Source organism: Oceanisphaera marina, assembly GCF_014643915.1.
Lineage (GTDB): Bacteria > Pseudomonadota > Gammaproteobacteria > Enterobacterales > Aeromonadaceae > Oceanimonas > Oceanimonas marina.
Window position 1 is genome coordinate 71,828 of record NZ_BMKE01000011.1, and the last position, 16,698, is coordinate 88,525.

General features: G+C 56.0%; 12 protein-coding genes. 5 read left to right on the plus strand and 7 right to left on the minus strand.

Annotated elements, in window-relative coordinates:
* Window positions 1-54: 54 nt before the first annotated feature.
* On the minus strand, window positions 55-1,464 hold the full coding sequence (gene glnA / locus IEW52_RS08325) for a glutamate--ammonia ligase (protein ID WP_188629606.1): 1,410 nt from the start codon (window positions 1,462-1,464) through the stop codon (window positions 55-57).
* Between the two features lie 386 nt (window positions 1,465-1,850).
* Here glnA and typA point away from each other — a divergent pair, with 386 nt between their 5' ends.
* The 5 genes from typA to IEW52_RS08350 all read left to right on the plus strand — a co-directional run bounded on the left by typA (window position 1,851) and on the right by IEW52_RS08350 (window position 7,154).
* Window positions 1,851-3,677, plus strand: a complete 1,827-nt coding sequence (gene typA, locus IEW52_RS08330; RefSeq protein ID WP_188629607.1) for a translational GTPase TypA — start codon at window positions 1,851-1,853, stop codon at window positions 3,675-3,677.
* Between the two features lie 197 nt (window positions 3,678-3,874).
* Window positions 3,875-4,774: a virulence factor BrkB family protein gene (locus tag IEW52_RS08335; protein WP_188629608.1), complete on the plus strand. Its 900-nt coding sequence runs from the start codon at window positions 3,875-3,877 to the stop codon at window positions 4,772-4,774.
* Window positions 4,774-5,733, plus strand: coding sequence for a prolyl aminopeptidase (pip, locus tag IEW52_RS08340; protein ID WP_188629609.1), 960 nt, complete (start codon window positions 4,774-4,776; stop codon window positions 5,731-5,733). Before IEW52_RS08335 ends, pip begins: the two co-directional genes overlap by 1 nt.
* A complete protein-coding gene (gene dtd / locus IEW52_RS08345; protein ID WP_188629610.1) occupies window positions 5,730-6,167 on the plus strand; it encodes a D-aminoacyl-tRNA deacylase in 438 nt (145 codons plus the stop codon). Before pip ends, dtd begins: the two co-directional genes overlap by 4 nt.
* Before the next feature lie 96 nt (window positions 6,168-6,263).
* A complete protein-coding gene (locus IEW52_RS08350; RefSeq protein ID WP_188629611.1) occupies window positions 6,264-7,154 on the plus strand; it encodes a bifunctional GNAT family N-acetyltransferase/hotdog fold thioesterase in 891 nt (296 codons plus the stop codon).
* Window positions 7,155-7,220: 66 nt separating this feature from the next.
* On the opposite strand, the gene IEW52_RS08355 is transcribed toward IEW52_RS08350, so the two are convergent.
* The 6 genes from IEW52_RS08355 to IEW52_RS08380 form a co-directional block, all read right to left on the minus strand.
* Complete coding sequence (locus tag IEW52_RS08355) at window positions 7,221-9,266, minus strand: AsmA family protein (RefSeq protein WP_188629612.1); 2,046 nt, start codon at window positions 9,264-9,266, stop codon at window positions 7,221-7,223.
* A 267-nt stretch (window positions 9,267-9,533) separates the two neighbouring features.
* On the minus strand, window positions 9,534-11,606 hold the full coding sequence (gene recG / locus IEW52_RS08360; RefSeq protein WP_188629613.1) for an ATP-dependent DNA helicase RecG: 2,073 nt from the start codon (window positions 11,604-11,606) through the stop codon (window positions 9,534-9,536).
* 158 nt (window positions 11,607-11,764) lie between these two features.
* Window positions 11,765-13,114 carry a CDP-diacylglycerol--serine O-phosphatidyltransferase gene (pssA, locus tag IEW52_RS08365; protein WP_188629614.1) on the minus strand — a complete coding sequence of 450 codons (1,350 nt, stop codon included), beginning with the start codon at window positions 13,112-13,114 and terminating at the stop codon, window positions 11,765-11,767.
* 109 nt (window positions 13,115-13,223) lie between these two features.
* A complete protein-coding gene (locus IEW52_RS08370) occupies window positions 13,224-15,014 on the minus strand; it encodes an aminopeptidase P family protein (RefSeq protein WP_188629615.1) in 1,791 nt (596 codons plus the stop codon).
* A gap of 9 nt (window positions 15,015-15,023) precedes the next feature.
* Window positions 15,024-15,683, minus strand: a complete 660-nt coding sequence (locus IEW52_RS08375; RefSeq protein WP_188629616.1) for a GntR family transcriptional regulator — start codon at window positions 15,681-15,683, stop codon at window positions 15,024-15,026.
* Window positions 15,684-15,753: 70 nt separating this feature from the next.
* Window positions 15,754-16,653: a DMT family transporter gene (locus tag IEW52_RS08380; protein WP_188629617.1), complete on the minus strand. Its 900-nt coding sequence runs from the start codon at window positions 16,651-16,653 to the stop codon at window positions 15,754-15,756.
* Window positions 16,654-16,698 lie beyond the last annotated feature (45 nt).

Below are 16,698 nucleotides of genomic sequence, written 5' to 3' on the forward strand. Positions count from 1 at the left end.
AAAAAAAGGCCCGGTTTCCCGGGCCCTTTCACTTTCCAGCTTATCGCTTAAAGCTTAAACGGAGTAGTACAGGTCGTATTCCAGCGGGTGGGTCGCCATGTTGATGGTCTCGGTTTCAACGCGCTTGTATTTGATATAAGCGTCGATGAACTCGTCGCTGAACACGCCACCGCGGGTCAGGAACTCACGGTCTTCATTCAGGCAATCCAGGGCGTTATCCAGAGACACGGCCACGGTCGGGATCTCGGCGGCTTCTTCTGGCGGCAGATCGTACAAATCCTTGTCCATGGCATCGCCCGGGTGGATCTTGTTCTGAATACCGTCCAGGCCGGCCATCAGCAGGGCCGCGAAGCACAGGTACGGGTTGGCAGCCGGATCCGGGAAGCGGGTCTCGATGCGGCGGGCCTTGGGCGAGCCGACCAATGGAATCCGGATGGACGCCGAGCGGTTACGGGCCGAGTAGGCCAGCATGACCGGCGCTTCAAAGCCGGGCACCAGACGCTTGTAGGAGTTGGTTGCCGGGTTGGTAATGGCGTTGAGCGCGCGGGCGTGCTTGATGATACCGCCAATGTAGAACAGGGCGATTTCGGACAGGCCGCCGTACAGGTCGCCGGCGAACAGGTTTTCGCCGTTCTTGGCCAGAGACTGGTGCACGTGCATGCCGGAACCGTTGTCACCGACCAATGGCTTGGGCATGAAGGTCGCGGTCTTGTTGAAGGCGTGGGCCACGTTGTGCACTACATATTTGTAGATCTGGATCTCATCGGCTTTCAGGGTTAGAGTGTTGAACTTACAGGCAATTTCATTCTGGCCTGCGGTCGCCACCTCGTGGTGATGAGCTTCAACCACCAGACCCATTTCTTCCATTACCAGACACATGGCGGCACGAATGTCTTGTGACGAATCGATAGGGGCAACCGGGAAGTAGCCGCCTTTCACGCCGGGTCTGTGGCCCTTGTTACCATCGGTATATTCACGACCAGAATTCCATTTGGCTTCGGCATCATCGATTTTGAAGAAGCTGCCGGCCATGTCGGTATGAAAGCGCACATCGTCGAACATGAAAAATTCGGGTTCCGGGCCAATCAGTACTGTGTCGGCAATGCCGGTAGAAACCAGGTATTCTTCGGCACGACGGGCAATGGAACGCGGGTCACGATCGTAGCCCTGCATGGTGTTGGGCTCGAGCACGTCACAGCGAATATTGAGGGTCGAGTCTTCGGTAAAAGGGTCCAGCACGGCAGAGGTCGGATCCGGCATCAGCACCATGTCAGACTCGTGAATGGTCTTCCAGGCGGTCATGGAGGAGCCATCGAACATTTTGCCTTCTTCAAAGAAGTCGTCGTTTATCTGATTGACTGGAATGCTGATATGCTGCTCTTTACCTTTGATGTCGGTAAAGCGCAGATCGATGAATTTGACATCGTGTTCCTTTATCATGTCCATTACGTTGTCTATTGACATGGATTTCGACCTCCAAAAATAATCATCTTATGATTGATGAGGGTTGAACCAACCCATTCATCAGTTGCCAGCTATTAAACTAAACAAAACTTAAAGCACAACTTACGGCATAATCAAAGCAAGCGAAAACTGTGCCACTTTGTCAAACGCCTGACGTCATGATGGTTTACTCTGATGTTCGAGCGCCAGGAACGATTTCTTGCACTGTATTGGTGCAATTGTGGATCCTTTTGGTGCGTTTGGCTGTGACGCAAGATCATCATGGTGCATTAGGGGCCACTTGGAAAGCTAGCCTGCAGTTATTTTCAATACTTCTAGGTAGATCCGCAGTGGCCGAGTAAAATGACCGACGATTTTTTATCCACCCCCGGTATTTTGAGGCAGGAATGTTAGAAAACTTACGTAATATCGCAATCATCGCTCACGTTGACCATGGCAAGACCACCCTGGTGGACAAGCTGCTGCAACAGTCCGGCACCCTGGAAAGCCGTGGCGAAGCGGAAGAGCGAGTCATGGATTCCAACGACATAGAGCGGGAGCGCGGCATTACCATTCTTGCCAAGAACACCGCTATTCGCTGGACTTCTCCGGACGCACAAGAATACCGCATCAACATCGTAGACACCCCAGGACACGCCGACTTCGGTGGTGAAGTGGAACGTGTTATGTCCATGGTTGACTCGGTATTGCTGCTGGTTGATGCCCAGGAAGGCCCTATGCCACAAACGCGTTTTGTAACCCAAAAAGCGTTTGCCCAAGGCCTGAAGCCTATCGTTATCATCAACAAGGTCGACAAGCCAGGCGCGCGTCCTGACTGGGTACTGGACCAGATTTTTGATTTGTTCGATAACCTGGGTGCGACCGACGACCAGCTGGACTTCCAGGTGATTTATGCTTCCGGCATCAACGGCTGGGCCTCCCTGGATGTGGATGCACCAGAGCCAGACATGACTGCGCTGTTCCAGACTATCGTCGATCAGGTACCGGTACCCGACGCCGATCTGGACGGTCCGCTGCAGATGCAGATCTCCCAGCTGGATTACTCCTCTTATGTCGGTGTTATCGGCATCGGCCGTATCAAGCGCGGTACCGTTCGCGTTAACCAGCAGGTGACCGTAGTGGGCGCCGATGGCAGCACCCGTAACGGTAAAGTGGGCATGGTAATGGGCTATCTTGGCCTGCAGCGCACCGAAGCCACCGAAGGTAACGCCGGTGACATCGTGGCCGTGACCGGCCTGGGCGAGCTGAAAATCTCCGACACCATCTGTGCACAAGGTTCAGTAGAAGCGCTGCCGCCATTGTCTGTAGATGAGCCTACCGTGACCATGACCTTCCAGGTCAACAACTCACCGTTTGCCGGTCAGGACGGCAAGTATGTTACTTCTCGTAACATCATGGAACGTCTGACGTCCGAGCTGGTGCACAACGTGGCATTGCGTGTAGAACAAGGCGTCGATCCGGACAAATTCCGCGTATCGGGCCGTGGTGAACTGCACCTGGGCATCCTGATCGAAAACATGCGTCGTGAAGGTTACGAGCTGGCGGTATCTCGTCCGGAAGTTATCTTGAAAACAGAAGATGGCGTCAAGATGGAACCGTTCGAGAACTTGACCGTCGACGTGGAAGAAGAGCACCAGGGCTCCATCATGGAGAAGCTGGGTGAGCGTAAAGGCGAAATGACCGACATGGTGCCAGATGGCAAAGGCCGTGTACGTATCGACTTTATTATCCCGGCCCGTGGTCTGATCGGCTTCCAGACCGAGTTCATGACGCTGACTTCTGGCTCCGGTCTGATGAACCACAGCTTCGATCATTACGGTCCTCATAAAGGCGGTACTATCGGTGCTCGTACCAACGGCGTACTGATTTCCAACGCCAAGGGCAAGGCATCTGCCTACTCGCTGTTCAACATCCAGGAACGTGGCCGTCTGTTTATCGATCATGCCACCGAAGTATACGAAGGTATGGTGATTGGTATTCACAGCCGTGCCAACGACCTGACCGTTAACTGCATCAAGGGCAAGCAGCTGACCAACGTTCGTGCTTCCGGTACCGATGAAGCGCTGACCCTGGTTACGCCGATCAAGATGACCCTGGAGCAGTCACTGGAATTTATCAGTGACGACGAGCTGGTTGAAGTGACGCCGAACCACCTGCGTATTCGCAAGCGTGCTCTGACCGAAAACGAACGTAAGCGTGCCAGCCGCGATTAATTCCGATTCGCCAAGCTAACGAGAAAGGGCGCCTCAGGGCGCCCTTTTTTTGATCTGTGGGCAGGATTCTGTCTTGATCGCACGTCGGGCTTTTACTGTTTCTGTGAGCCAGGTTGATGCCCGAAACATATCCGACTGGCACTGTATGAGGTTAATTTGCCACAATAAGAAACATTTATGGATGAATTGAGGTCCTCATGAATCAGGCTATCGCGCAGATTGCTCATCGGCTGCATTTTATTCGCGAGCATGGTCGGGATTTTGTCGGCTTTCTGCTGACGCGAATACAAAACGATCGACTCAAGGTGACGGCGGGTTACCTGGCTTATATCACTCTGCTGTCGCTGGTGCCCATGCTGGCGGTGGTGTTTGCCATGATGTCGGCTTTCCCCATGTTTGCGGAACTCAGGGAAACCATTCAGAACTTCGTGTTTACCAATTTTGTGCCTGCCGCTGGCGATGTGGTGCAGGAAAAAATTCAAAGCTTTGTCAATAATGCCTCCAAAACCACGGCGGTAGGGGTGGCGGCACTGGCATTTACCGCCATGTTATTGATTTCTGCCATCGATCAGAACTTCAATTACATCTGGCGGGTGTCCGAAAAGCGGCGGGTGTCGGTGGCCTTTGCCACTTACTGGATGATCTTGACCCTGGGGCCGATACTGGTGGGTGCCAGCCTGGTGCTGACCTCTTACATTACTACCATTCAGGTATTTGAGAATGACGTACTGGGGCTGGGTGAACAGCTGTTATCCATCTTTCCCTTTATACTCTCTACCTTGATGTTTGTTGTTTTTTATATGGTGGTGCCCAATACCCGGGTTCGCTTTAGCCATGCTATCTGCGGTGCCCTGGTTGCAGGGCTATTATTTGAAATAGCGAAGCGAGCCTTTGCGTTTTATATTGTGCAGTTTCCATCCTACGAAGCCATTTACGGTACCCTGGCGACGATACCTATTATATTTATCTGGGTGTACCTCAGCTGGATGGTCGCGCTGCTGGGAGCCGAAATAACCGCAGGGTTGGGCGAGTACGAGCGCCTGCGTGGCGAACGCTTTGAAGATATGAATCCCGATGCCGATGAGGAGATAGATTAATGAGAACCCTGTATCCCAGTATTGGTGCTTATCAGCAGCAGTGGTTATCGGTAACGGAACGCCATCGTCTGTATGTGGAAGAAAGCGGCAACCCGCTGGGCATTCCCGTTATCCTGCTTCATGGCGGACCAGGAGCGGGCATCAGTGATGAACACAGGCGTTTTTTCGATCCCGAATGCTATCGCATTATCCTCTTCGACCAGCGGGGCGCCGGCCAGTCGGAACCTCATGCCGAGCTCGCCGATAACCATACCCAGGCGCTGATTGCGGATATGGAACAGATCCGCGAGACCCTGGGTGTGGAATCCTGGCTGGTATTTGGCGGCTCCTGGGGGTCCACCCTGGCGCTGTGCTATGCCATTGAGCATAGCGAGCGGGTGCGTGGCTTGGTGCTGCGCGGCCTGTTTCTGGCCCGACAGCAAGATTTGCACTGGCTGTATCAGCCCGATGGGGGGGCGGCTCAGCTGTTTCCCGATTACTATCAGGACTTCATCGCCCCGCTGGAGGGGGATACCCGGCACCTGCTGACCCATTATTATCGTCTGCTGACCAGCAATAACGAACTGGCGCGGCTGAATGCGGCTCGGGCCTGGGCTATTTGGGAAGGACGCATTTCTACCTTGCTACCCAGAGTCGATGCCCAGGAGCATTATGGCGAAGCCCATGCTGCTCTGGCGTTGGCGAGAATAGAATGTCATTACTTTATAAATAATTGCTTTATAGACGAAAACTATATTATTCGTCAGCTTGGCAAGTTGCGTCATCTGCCCGCGATTCTGGTACATGGTCGATACGATGCTATTTGCAAACCTGCGGCCGCCACCGATCTGGCGACGCACTGGCCCGAATTAATGTTGCAAATTGTACCGGGAGCCGGACATTCCGCCTTCGAACCGAGTATTATAGATGCGCTGATCAAGGCGACCGATTACATGGCAAAGGAGCTGACGCAATCATGATAGCGCTGATTCAGCGAGTCAGTTCGGCGTCGGTCATGGTCAATGATGAAACAGTGGGTGCCATTGGCCCGGGCCTGTTGGTGCTGCTGGGCGTAGAGCGTAACGACCAGCAGGCCAATGCCGACAAACTACTGCGCAAGGTGCTTGGCTATCGGGTGTTCAGTGACGAGGCCGGCAAGATGAACCTGAATGTGGTACAGGCGGGAGGCAGCTTGTTGGTAGTATCACAATTCACGCTGGTTGCCGACACCAACAGTGGTTTGCGGCCCAGTTTTTCGGGTGGTGCCAGCCCTGCCGATGCCGACACCTGGTATCGATATTTTGTGTCGGCGGCGCAGCGGCAGGGAGTCACGACGGCAACCGGGCGTTTTGCTGCCGATATGCAGGTGAGCCTGGTTAACGACGGTCCGGTTACCTTCTGGCTGCAAGCCTGATCTAACGTCGCCATTCAACAGATCCCAGCCATAACGCCTATTTGTCTGTTCTCACAAGAGGGCAGACCCTTTAAATAATGTTAACAGGAGCAGGCCATGTACCGTGTGGTCACCCCGCAAACGGAAGCGGAACTCGAATCTTACTATCAACTGCGTTGGCAACTGCTGCGCAAGCCCTGGCAGCAACCCAGGGGCTCGGAACGAGACGAGTTTGATGAATATGCCCTGCATCGCATGATGGTGGATAACACCGGCAACCTGGTCGCCGTCGGGCGCCTGTATGTGAGCGGCGATGAAGCGCAAATTCGTTTCATGGCGGTGGTGCCCGACTGCCGGGATCGTGGACTGGGTACGCGTATGGTGCAGGCACTCGAGCAGGTCGCACGCCAGCAAGGGGCGCGGCGACTGGTCATGAATGCCCGGGAAGAGGCGGTATCCTTTTATGGCCGCTGTGGTTTTACGGTGGTGGGCGAAGGCCCCATCAGCTTCGGCAAAATCCCCCATCGGCAAATGATCAAGGCGTTGACCTCCATCCACCAGATTCGTCATTGCCCCGAATTGTGTGATGATTTGCAGCGTAGCTGGCACAGACGTATTCCCATCAGCGAAAAAATGGGCATCAAGATTATTCAATACACCGGCAGTCGCTTCAAAACCAAGGGTAATCTGACCGCCAACCTCAATATGCACGAGTCCATGTTTGCGGGCAGTATTTACAGCCAGTGCGTGCTGACCGGCTGGGGCTTGATCTGGCTGCAAATGCAGGAATTCGGGCTGAATGGCGACATAGTGCAGGGCAGTGGTGACATCAAGTACCTAACTCCGGTGTGGGACGAACCCACCGCCGAAGTGCAGGGGCGATTACGCGAGCAATTATTGCCGCTGCAAGCCGGTGAACGGGTGCGCATAGACCTTGAAGTGATTCTGTACAGCGGCGAACAAAAGGCGGCCATCTTTAACAGCCGTTACGTTATTTTGCCGCACTGAGGCCCTTCGGGCTGCGGCCTTTTGCAAGGTCGATTGCAATCGACCTACCACACCTTAATGTTGCGCTTAGCGCTCGGCGCTGCTCCCATCACCCAGCTTGCGTACCGCGTCTATCAGGCGGCCGGGCAGGCCGGCGTCGGGGTAAGGCACGGCCCCCTGATACCAGGGCTTGCAGGGCGTAGCGAGCCTGGGTTGCTGCAAGGTGAGGCTGGGGGCGCGCCAGGTGTCGGCAAGATGGACTGCCAGCTCGCGGCAGCCCTGATCGTTAATGACGCCCAACTGCAGCTGCCAGCCCCCGGCAAAATCCAGGTCACCACGCAGGGCAAGCAGGTGACGCACACTTTGCACTGCACTGCCGTCAAGCTGCCAGCGACCCTGGTTCACCGGCCCGGCCAGTTTTGCCTGATAGATAAAACCATCACTCTGGTTAAGGTCCAGCGCCGCCAAAGCGGGATCGACGGCTTTGGCGCGACGATAATCTTCGGCCAGCCGGGTTTTCAGCCAGGTATCCAGGCCGACTTTTTCAATAAAGATATCCCGGCCGTCTATCGATAACTGTCCCTGCCAGCTGTTGGCCTGTTGCAGCTCGCCACTGAGAGCGGCATTAATATCAACAGTACCGGAAAACCCACGATCGCCCTGTAACCAACGGCTCAGCGGCCTTAAGGCCAGTGACTGTCCTTCCAGTCGTACTTTGCCAAGGTAGGGCGGGTAGCGGCCAATGTGACCGCTCACCGACAGCTGGCCATCCAATGCTTCTGTAGTCAGTTGCTCTATGGTCAGATCCGTATCATTCAGGCGAGCCTTGGCCTGGCCCTGGCGTGCAATCAGGCTGTTAAAGGCCACTTCATCCCAGCGGGCTTCCAGCCGGGCCTGTTCGCTTAACGGGCGCCACTGCCCGGCAGACCAGGCCAGGTCTGCCACAAACAGTTTTCCGCCCAATATCGATAACGGCAGGGCGTCGTCCAGAGAGAGCAGCTCAGCCTGACTGATATTGAGTTTATGAAGGCGCACATCGGGCGTGGGCCAATACAAATCAGGCAGCCAGACAAATTTGTTGCCCTGCAACTCCAGTGTGTCTATGTCTAACCGAGCCTGCTGAGGAAGCCAGCGCAGTTCGCTGCTAAAGGTGCCCTCATAGGCCTTGCCGTTAAGAGTCAGACCCAGTTGCTCACGGCTGCTCAGCAGCTCGCCACTGTGTTCACCCAGGCGCAGCCAGTCCAGCACGGCTTCATCGGCGTGCCACTTTCCTCTGGCCTCGGGCAGGCCGCCTGCCTGCCATTCCAGATAACGAAGCTCGCCCTTGATGCCGTTACTGGTCAGCCCGGGGCTGGTAATGCTTACCTCTTCAAGCTGGGCGCGATTGAGCAGCAGCGTCCAGCCGGAGGCCAGCTGCGGTAATTGATCGAATTGCAGTCGGTTATGGCTAAAAGAGGGGGCATTCAGGGTGACTTCCTGCCCGGGGAGGTCGAACGTCAAGCCGCCGTCAAACAGGCCGTCGAACAGTCGACTTTGCAGGCGTGTCAGTTGCAGTTGTTGGCGTGCAAGCTGGCCATTGAAGGTCAGTTGCGCCATGGCCAGGTTGGGGTGAGTCAGCTGTCGCAGCTGGCCGTTCAGGGTAAAATCAGACCACCACTGCCAGTTGCCCTCGCGTCTGGGTTGCCAGTGTCTTATGGTGAGGTCGGCCCCTTTGGCCTCCCAGCCTTGCCAGCTGAGGCTGACGTTTTTGCTGTTCAGTTCATCGACGGTGATATTGGCAAGGTTATCCGGCAACGCCAGCTCGGTGGCGTTATCCAGCTGTAATTTGGCGTCAATAATATCGAGGGTGGCAATGCGCGTGTGCCCGGACAAGGGCGACAGCGTGGCCAGCTGCACATAGACCTGACGAGCACGAAACCACTCCCCCAACTGCACATCCTCGGCCAGCAGGGTGTAGGGATGCAGCGGATTAAACTCCAGATTGCCTACCGTGAGGTTGATGTCGGTGTGCTCGTTCAGCCAGCCCAGCACCGGCTTTTTCAGCTGGTTGGCATCAAACACACTTAGCAGCAGCCAGCCGGCCAGCAGCAGCACCAATACCAACACCACCAAATATCTGGCCAGCTTCTTCATGAAAATACCTTTAAAGTTCGATCGTTTGCGTAGCAAAAAACCCCTTACAGACTAAAGACTTCTCGCCACGGAATCCACGGAAAGAAAACACCAAGAGAAAAAGCGGGCGATGTATTGGCAGGATCTTATAAGAAATATGCCTTTTCGTTCTTGTCTTGTGGCTCTTCGTCCGTGGTTTCTGTGGATTCCGTGGCAAAAAATGCACTGTCTCTCGCTTTTATTTTTCTTTAGCCGAGCGTCTGGTGTCGGGCGCTCGGCGCTGTGTTTTCAGACTTTGCCGTACTGATCCCGCTCGCCCAGCCAGCGGCGAATGAGGGGGGCGACGACGTGCGGGTGTGCGTCTACCAGGTAACGGGCCAGGCGCTGTATTTCGGGCAGTAGATGCTGATCACGGATCAAATCGGCAATTTTCAGGTCCGCCAGTCCGGTTTGCCGGGTGCCCAGCAGCTCACCGGGACCACGAATTTCCAGATCTTTCTGGGCAATAATAAAGCCGTCGTTGGTATCGCGCAGCACGCCCAGGCGCTGGCTGGCAGTCTTGGTGAGAGGGGCGTGATAGAGCAACACGCAGTGGGAGGCCACGGCGCCACGACCGACGCGGCCACGCAACTGGTGCAGCTGAGCCAGGCCCAGCCGCTCCGGGTTTTCGATAATCATCAAGGAGGCATTGGGCACATCCACGCCCACTTCGATGACAGTGGTGGCCACCAGCAAGTCCAGCTTGCCGGCTTTAAAATCCGCCATCACCGCCTGTTTTTCTGCGGCCTTCATGCGACCGTGTACCAGACCGATCTTGAGCTCAGGCAACTGGGCGGTCAGCTCGGTGGCGGTGTCTTCTGCCGCCTGACACTCCAGCACCTCAGACTCATCAATCAGGGTACATACCCAGTAGGCCTGGCGTCCTTGATCGCGGCACACTTCGCGCACGCGGGCGACGATGTCGTCGCGACGGGTATCCGGCATCGCCACCGTGGTGACCGGCGTACGCCCCGGGGGCAGCTCGTCAATGATGGAGGTGTCGAGATCCGCGTAGGCGGTCATGGCCAGAGTACGGGGGATAGGCGTGGCGGTCATGATCAATTGGTGCGGATAAAATGCTCCCTGGCTGCCTTTTTCGCGCAGTGCCAGGCGTTGATGTACCCCAAAGCGGTGTTGCTCATCGATAATCACCAGCTCCAGGGCATTAAACTGCACCTGTTCCTGAAACAGCGCATGGGTGCCCACTATCATGCCCAGCTCACCACTGGCCAGCCGCTCCAGCTGTTCGGCCCGAGCCTTGCCCTTGACCTTGCCCGCCAGCCAGCCCACCTGAATCCCCAAGGGAGCCAGCCAGGCGGCAAAATTATTGGCATGTTGCTCGGCCAGCAATTCGGTGGGGGCCATCAGTGCCACCTGACCCTGATTGCCGATCACCTGCAAGGCCGCCAGCGCAGCCACCAGGGTTTTACCCGATCCCACATCCCCCTGCACCAGCCGCATCATGGGTACGTTTTTCTGCAGGTCGGCATTAATGTCTGCCACTACCCGCTGCTGGGCGCCTGTGGGTGAGAAAGGCAACTGTGCCAGAAAATCATCGACTAATGATTGTGGGTAGCTCAGGCTACGAGCCTGATGTGCCTGGCTCTGCTCTCTTACCTTGAGCACCGACAGGTTATGGGCCAGCAGCTCTTCCATCACCAGTCGCTGCTGGGCGGGATGAGTGCCTTGCTCGAGTTCGAACAGCACCACCTCGGCCGGTGGGCGATGCAGTAGTTGCACCGCCTCATTCAAGCCCATTTGCCGGTCGTACAGGCCGGCGGGTAGCCATTCCTGCAAGGGGGTCTGGCTCAGCAGGGCGAGAGCCTGATCGGTGAGTTGGCGCAGGCTGATTTGGCGCAAGCCTTCGGTGGCTCCGTAGACGGGAGTGAAGCAGGTTTCGCTGGCAACCGGCTGCTCACCCTGCTGCAGGCTGTATTCCGGGTGGATGATTTCCAGACCGTGCTGACCGGGGCGAATTTCACCAAAGGCGCGAATGCGGGTGCCGGCGGTGAGGGTATTCTTTTGTGCGGCCGCAAAGTTGAAAAAGCGCAGCGTCAGGCTGCCGCTGTCGTCACGGATGCGGCACAGCAGCATGCGTTTGCGACCATAGCTGATATTGCTGTCGACAATCTCGCCGACCACAGACACATGCATGCCCGGCATCAGTCCGGCAATGGGATAAACCTGGGTGCGATCTTCGTAGCGCAGCGGCAGATGAAACAACAGGTCCTGCACCGTTTCCAGCCCCAGCCGGTGCAGTTTTTCCAGCATTTTGTCGCCCACGCCCTTGAGCAGACTCAGGGACATTTTGTCCAGATTCATAACGGCCCCACCCTGTAAATATATACAGAGAATAGCAAAGCCGGAATTAAAAGGGCAGTAAGAGCAGCGGTACGCGGTAAGTTAAAGAAAAACACCGAACTCTGAGAGCTCGGTGTCGTTTTGACTGATGGCGTACAGCGTAAAACGTACGGCTTTGTCTACAGCAGTCTCTTCAACAGGACATTGGCGCGGGTGCGCTGTACGCGTTTGAGCAGGCGTTGCACCGGAGCCGGATAATCGGCTACTTCTTCAATCTCCGAGAAGTGTTCGATGCGCTGGCAATGCTCAAGAATATTGGTTCTTTCTGCCGCAAAGTCGGGCTGTAGCAATTGCTCGGGATCTTGCAGCAAGAGGCCGTTTTCCAAATCCAGCCCCCAGGCGCGGGGGTTGAGATTATTACCGGTGATAATCGCCAGATCGTCATCCACAAACAGCCCTTTAAGATGATAGGAATTACGATCGTGACGCCACAGCATGATGTTCAGCTTGCCCTGATAAATCGAGGTTTGGTGGGCTCGGGCAAAACGGCGCAGATTGGTTTCATATAAATAGGGCAGGCCGCCTATGGTGCGAAAGGGCTGTTCGGGCGGTATATAAAAATCGTTGGCGGTTTTGTCGCCAATCACCAGGGTGACTTCTACGCCTTTTTTCAGCAGGCCACGGATATCTTTAGCCAGGGGCTTGGGCAGGTTGAAATAGGGAGTGCAGATAAACAGCTGCTGCCGTGCGCTGCGCACCGTGGTGCGAATGGTGCGGTTCAGGCGGTTGCCCAGTTTGCCAAGGCCTGCCAGTGGTGTCACCGCAACCTGGCCCGATTGGCGGGGGCTGCTGGTAAATTGATACTGGGTGCGCTTCATTTGCTGTTTAAACTGGCGAATCACCTGGCGTAGCTGGCGCGATGTAGGGATAGGCTCGGCCGTCAGCAGGGGGACCGCGGGATTGTCGATAAACAGACGCGTCATGTAGTCGACCATGGCATCGGCCAATTTGGCATCGTTAAATTGATGGTAGCGATCGAAGCGATAACGCTCTTGCTGATGCAGATAAATATCATTGAGGCTGGCGCCGGAATACAGCAGCGTATCGTCAAACACGAATCCCTTGAGGTGCAATACCCCCAATACTTCCCGGCCTTTTACCGGTACACCATAAATATTGACCGGCTCGGCATAACGTTCGGCAAACTCTTGATACATCTTGTGGTTGCCGCCCTGGCCTTTATGGCCAATCAGACCGCGCTGAGCCCGGTGAAAATCGACAAACAGACGAATATCCAGCGCAGGGTTGGCCTGTTTGGCTTCATAAAGCGCGGTAAGAATTTCCCGACCGGCGGCATCATCCTGCAAATAAAGCGCAACCAGATAGATGCGCTGTTGAGCGGCGCCTATCAATTCCAGCAATCGTTGTTTAAAGTCTTGGGCTGAGTGCAGAATGTCCATCTGCTTGGCATTGATGGCCAGCGTAGGCAGGCGCTGCAGCAAGGTTCGGTAGTTATGAACTAGTGGCATAAATCAATCCGGTTAATAGGTTGTCGTTCAAGACCATACTCAAGCGACAATATTCGCAGGCAGTTTACCGAATTTTAGCAAGGGGCGGCAAATTACCGCCCAACAGGCCTTATATCGGTCGGGTCGCCTGTTCCAACCAGGCGAGGTCATCACCCTCAAGCCGGGGGCTGATGTTTTCCCATACCTGGCGGTGATACTGGTTTAGCCAGCCAATGTGCTTGTCTTCGAGCCAGTGGCTATCAATCAAACGGCGGTCGAAGGGCACAAAGGTCAGGGTTTCAAACTCGAACACCGGAATATCGCCATCTATGTCGGCCGGCTGCACTACTTGCAGGTTTTCACAGCGAATGCCAAAGCCGTCTTCACGATAATAACCCGGCTCGTTAGACACTATCATGCCGGTGGTCAGCGCCACCATGCTGCCCTTGGGCGAAATGCGTTGCGGCCCTTCGTGTACGCTCAGGTAATGCCCCACGCCATGGCCGGTGCCATGGTCGAAGTTATAGCCCTGTTGCCACAATGGCATGCGCGCCAGGGCGTCGAGTTGCTGGCCACCGGTACCGGCCGGAAAACGGGCACAGGCCAGGTCGATATGACCCTTTAGTACCAGGGTGAACAGCTTGCGCATTTCTGCATCGGGTTCGCCCACGGCCACGGTGCGGGTAATGTCGGTGGTGCCGTCGAGGTATTGGCCACCGGAGTCCACCAGGTAGATGGCATCCTGGCCCAGAGTGCGTGGCGTGCCGTTGTCGTGATGGTAGTGGCACATGGCGGCATTGGGCCCCAGGGCGGAAATGGTACTGAAACTGGGTTCAACGAATTCCGGCAGTTCGGCGCGCAGGCTTTGCAGCTTGTCGGCCAGGGTGCCTTCGTCTTCACGTTCTGGATGCGGTTCATCCAGGCGGCGATCCAGCCAGGCCAGAAAGCGGCTGACGGCGGCGCCATCGCGCAGGTGTGCGGCACGACTGCCATTCACTTCTACCGGATTCTTGCAGGCTTTGGGCAGCATGCAGGGGTCTTCGGCAAACACCAGCTCGGCACCGGCCTCACTCAGCATGAGTGCGCTCCAGGCGTTGGCGGTATGGGGATCAAGCTGCACCCGGGCCTGTTTTTTACCCAGGGCTTGCAGTTCGCCGGCTAATTCCTCAACCGCCAGTAAGCTGACGTTTTGGCCACAATGGGCCTGCAAGTCGAGGTCGGCAAATTTGGCCGGGTCGGCAAACAGCTGTACGGCGCCATCTTGATGCAGCAAGGCAAAGCTCAGCACCACCGGCAAGCAAGCTATGTCGCGACCGCGAATGTTCAGCAGCCAGTTGATGGGCTCGGCCTGAGTCAGCAGCTGGGCATCAAGGTGCCGGGCGGCCAGGGTGTCGGCAATGCGGCTGCGTTTGGCTTCGCTGTGCTGGCCACTGTAGTCCTGGCTAAGTAACAATGCCGGATGGCTGCTAGGCGTGGGGCGATCCTGCCAGTGCTGGTCAATCAGGTTGCTGGCAAGGGGCACCAGGGTAATATTGTGCGCGGCCAGTTTTGCCTGGGCACTCTGATGCCAGTGCTGGCTGTGCAATTTAGGGTCAAAGCCGACGGTGTCGCCGGCCTTCAGTTCGGCCAGCAGCCAGTCCAGATACGGTTCGCTAATCAGATGATGGTAATCAAACAGCGACGGGTCGCACTGGTGGCGAACCTGCACCGTGTAGCGGCCATCGACGAACACGGCTGCCTTGTCGGCCAGCACCACGGCTGCACCGGCCGAACCGGTAAAGCCACTGATCCAGTCCAGCCGTTCGGCATAGGGCGGAATATATTCACCTAAATGTTCGTCGTCGTGAGGCACGATAAAGGCATTAACGCCTTGTTCGGCCATGCTGCGGCGAACGGCCGCCAGGCGATGGGCATGGGTCATGGGGGCTCCTTAGCGAGAATGAAGTAATTGCTTGATGGACTGACCCGCCGCTTCTATGTGCTGTTTCAACAAGGCGGCGGCTTCAAATTTGCGTCGTGCCCGGCACAGTTGCAGCAACTGGGTATGCTCTCGTTCGGCGGTCATAATGCCCTGGCGAGATTTAAGCAGCTCCAGCTGAATATAGCGGTCACAGCTGAGGTTGATTTGCTCGACCAGTGCCAGCGTGCGTGGCCGTTGTGCCGGGCCATAGAGCGCGGTGTGAAAACGACGGTTCAGCTCGCTCCAGCGTTCAATATGGCTGCTGGTTTCCACTATCTGGTCAAACTCGGCCAAGATCTGTTCGGCCTGTTGCAAGTCGGCTTCGGTTAACCGGTCACAGGCATGAAACAGCATGTCGCTTTCGAGCATGGCGCGCAGATAAAACAGCTCGTCTATCGCCTCGGGATCCAGCTTGGTGACCACGGCGCCACGATGGGCTTCAAAACGTACCAGCCCTTGCACTTCCAGCTGAATCAGCGCCTCGCGCACCGGTACCCGGCTTACGTTAAGCTCCTGGGCCAATGTGTCCTGGCGCAGCGGCGCGCCGGCACTCAGCTCGCCTTTTAAAATGCGGGCTCGCAGTATTTCCACCACCGACTGGGTGAGTGTTTTATAGGGCGCTCGACTCATTGAATTTCGTATACGGTTTGCAATGGATTCACTTTACTCTGCCGGCCAGCGGTTAGCAAACGGGAGATTCTCATGACTCCAGGGGTTTGGCGGGGCGCAGTTTCAACTGCTGGATCAAGAGTGCCGCCACTATCATCGACAGCCCTACCAGAGTCGCCGGATAAATTTCTTCGCCCACTAAAAAGCGCAGCAACAACAGCGACACGAAGGGGGAAATAAAAATCAGATTGGAGATGCGGGCGGTATTTTCGGCATAACGCATGGCCAGCAGCCACAGCACAAAGGCGAAGCCCATCTCAAACAAGCCGACATAAATGGCACCCACCCAGCCTTGCCAGGCGGTTAATTGAAAGTCGGACCAAAGCGCGGTAGCCACCACCACCAGCGGTAGGGCCAGCAAGAAGCCCAAAGTCAGGGTGATCAGAGCATCTCCTTGATGGCGAGTATTCAAAATCCAGTAACCGGCCCACAGCAGGGTAGAAAACAGCGCCAGCGCCACCCCTGTCGGATCTTCAAAGTTCAGGCTCAGTAAATCGCCTTTGGTGGCAATGACCATGGCGCCCAGATAGCCCAGCAGTATGGCTATCCAGTCTTGCCGGCGAATGGTCTGTCCCAGAAAAGGCACCGCCAGCAGGGTAAGGGTAATGGCCCAGGTGTAATTGAGGGTTTGCGCCTGCTGGGCCGGCAGCCGGTCGTAGGCCTGAAACAGCACCAGATAATACAGGGTGGGATTAATCAGTCCCAGCAGCAGGTAGTAACCGGGGCGTGACTTGAAGGTGCTGCCCAGCAAGGAAAGCTTGCCCTGCCAGGCCAGAATGCCCAGCAGCAAGAGTGAAGACGTAAAGGTGGCGACCAGCAATAACTGCGCCGGCGAAAAATAACCCAGCGAGAGTTTGAATGCCGTGGCCACGGTAGACCAGCAAGCAACGGCACCCAGGCCGTAAATATAGGCTTTTCTTTGATTTTTCATGTGCTGCTTCATTTGCCGAGTAGGCCCGCGCAAGGGCAAAAAGGC

Coding starts and splice junctions, on each gene's coding strand:
- glnA (WP_188629606.1), bottom strand. CDS start 1,464: ATGTCAATAGACAACGTAATGGACATGATAAAGGAACACGATGTCAAA.
- typA (WP_188629607.1), top strand. CDS start 1,851: ATGTTAGAAAACTTACGTAATATCGCAATCATCGCTCACGTTGACCAT.
- IEW52_RS08335 (WP_188629608.1), top strand. CDS start 3,875: ATGAATCAGGCTATCGCGCAGATTGCTCATCGGCTGCATTTTATTCGC.
- pip (WP_188629609.1), top strand. CDS start 4,774: ATGAGAACCCTGTATCCCAGTATTGGTGCTTATCAGCAGCAGTGGTTA.
- dtd (WP_188629610.1), top strand. CDS start 5,730: ATGATAGCGCTGATTCAGCGAGTCAGTTCGGCGTCGGTCATGGTCAAT.
- IEW52_RS08350 (WP_188629611.1), top strand. CDS start 6,264: ATGTACCGTGTGGTCACCCCGCAAACGGAAGCGGAACTCGAATCTTAC.
- IEW52_RS08355 (WP_188629612.1), bottom strand. CDS start 9,266: ATGAAGAAGCTGGCCAGATATTTGGTGGTGTTGGTATTGGTGCTGCTG.
- recG (WP_188629613.1), bottom strand. CDS start 11,606: ATGAATCTGGACAAAATGTCCCTGAGTCTGCTCAAGGGCGTGGGCGAC.
- pssA (WP_188629614.1), bottom strand. CDS start 13,114: ATGCCACTAGTTCATAACTACCGAACCTTGCTGCAGCGCCTGCCTACG.
- IEW52_RS08370 (WP_188629615.1), bottom strand. CDS start 15,014: ATGACCCATGCCCATCGCCTGGCGGCCGTTCGCCGCAGCATGGCCGAA.
- IEW52_RS08375 (WP_188629616.1), bottom strand. CDS start 15,683: ATGAGTCGAGCGCCCTATAAAACACTCACCCAGTCGGTGGTGGAAATA.
- IEW52_RS08380 (WP_188629617.1), bottom strand. CDS start 16,653: ATGAAAAATCAAAGAAAAGCCTATATTTACGGCCTGGGTGCCGTTGCT.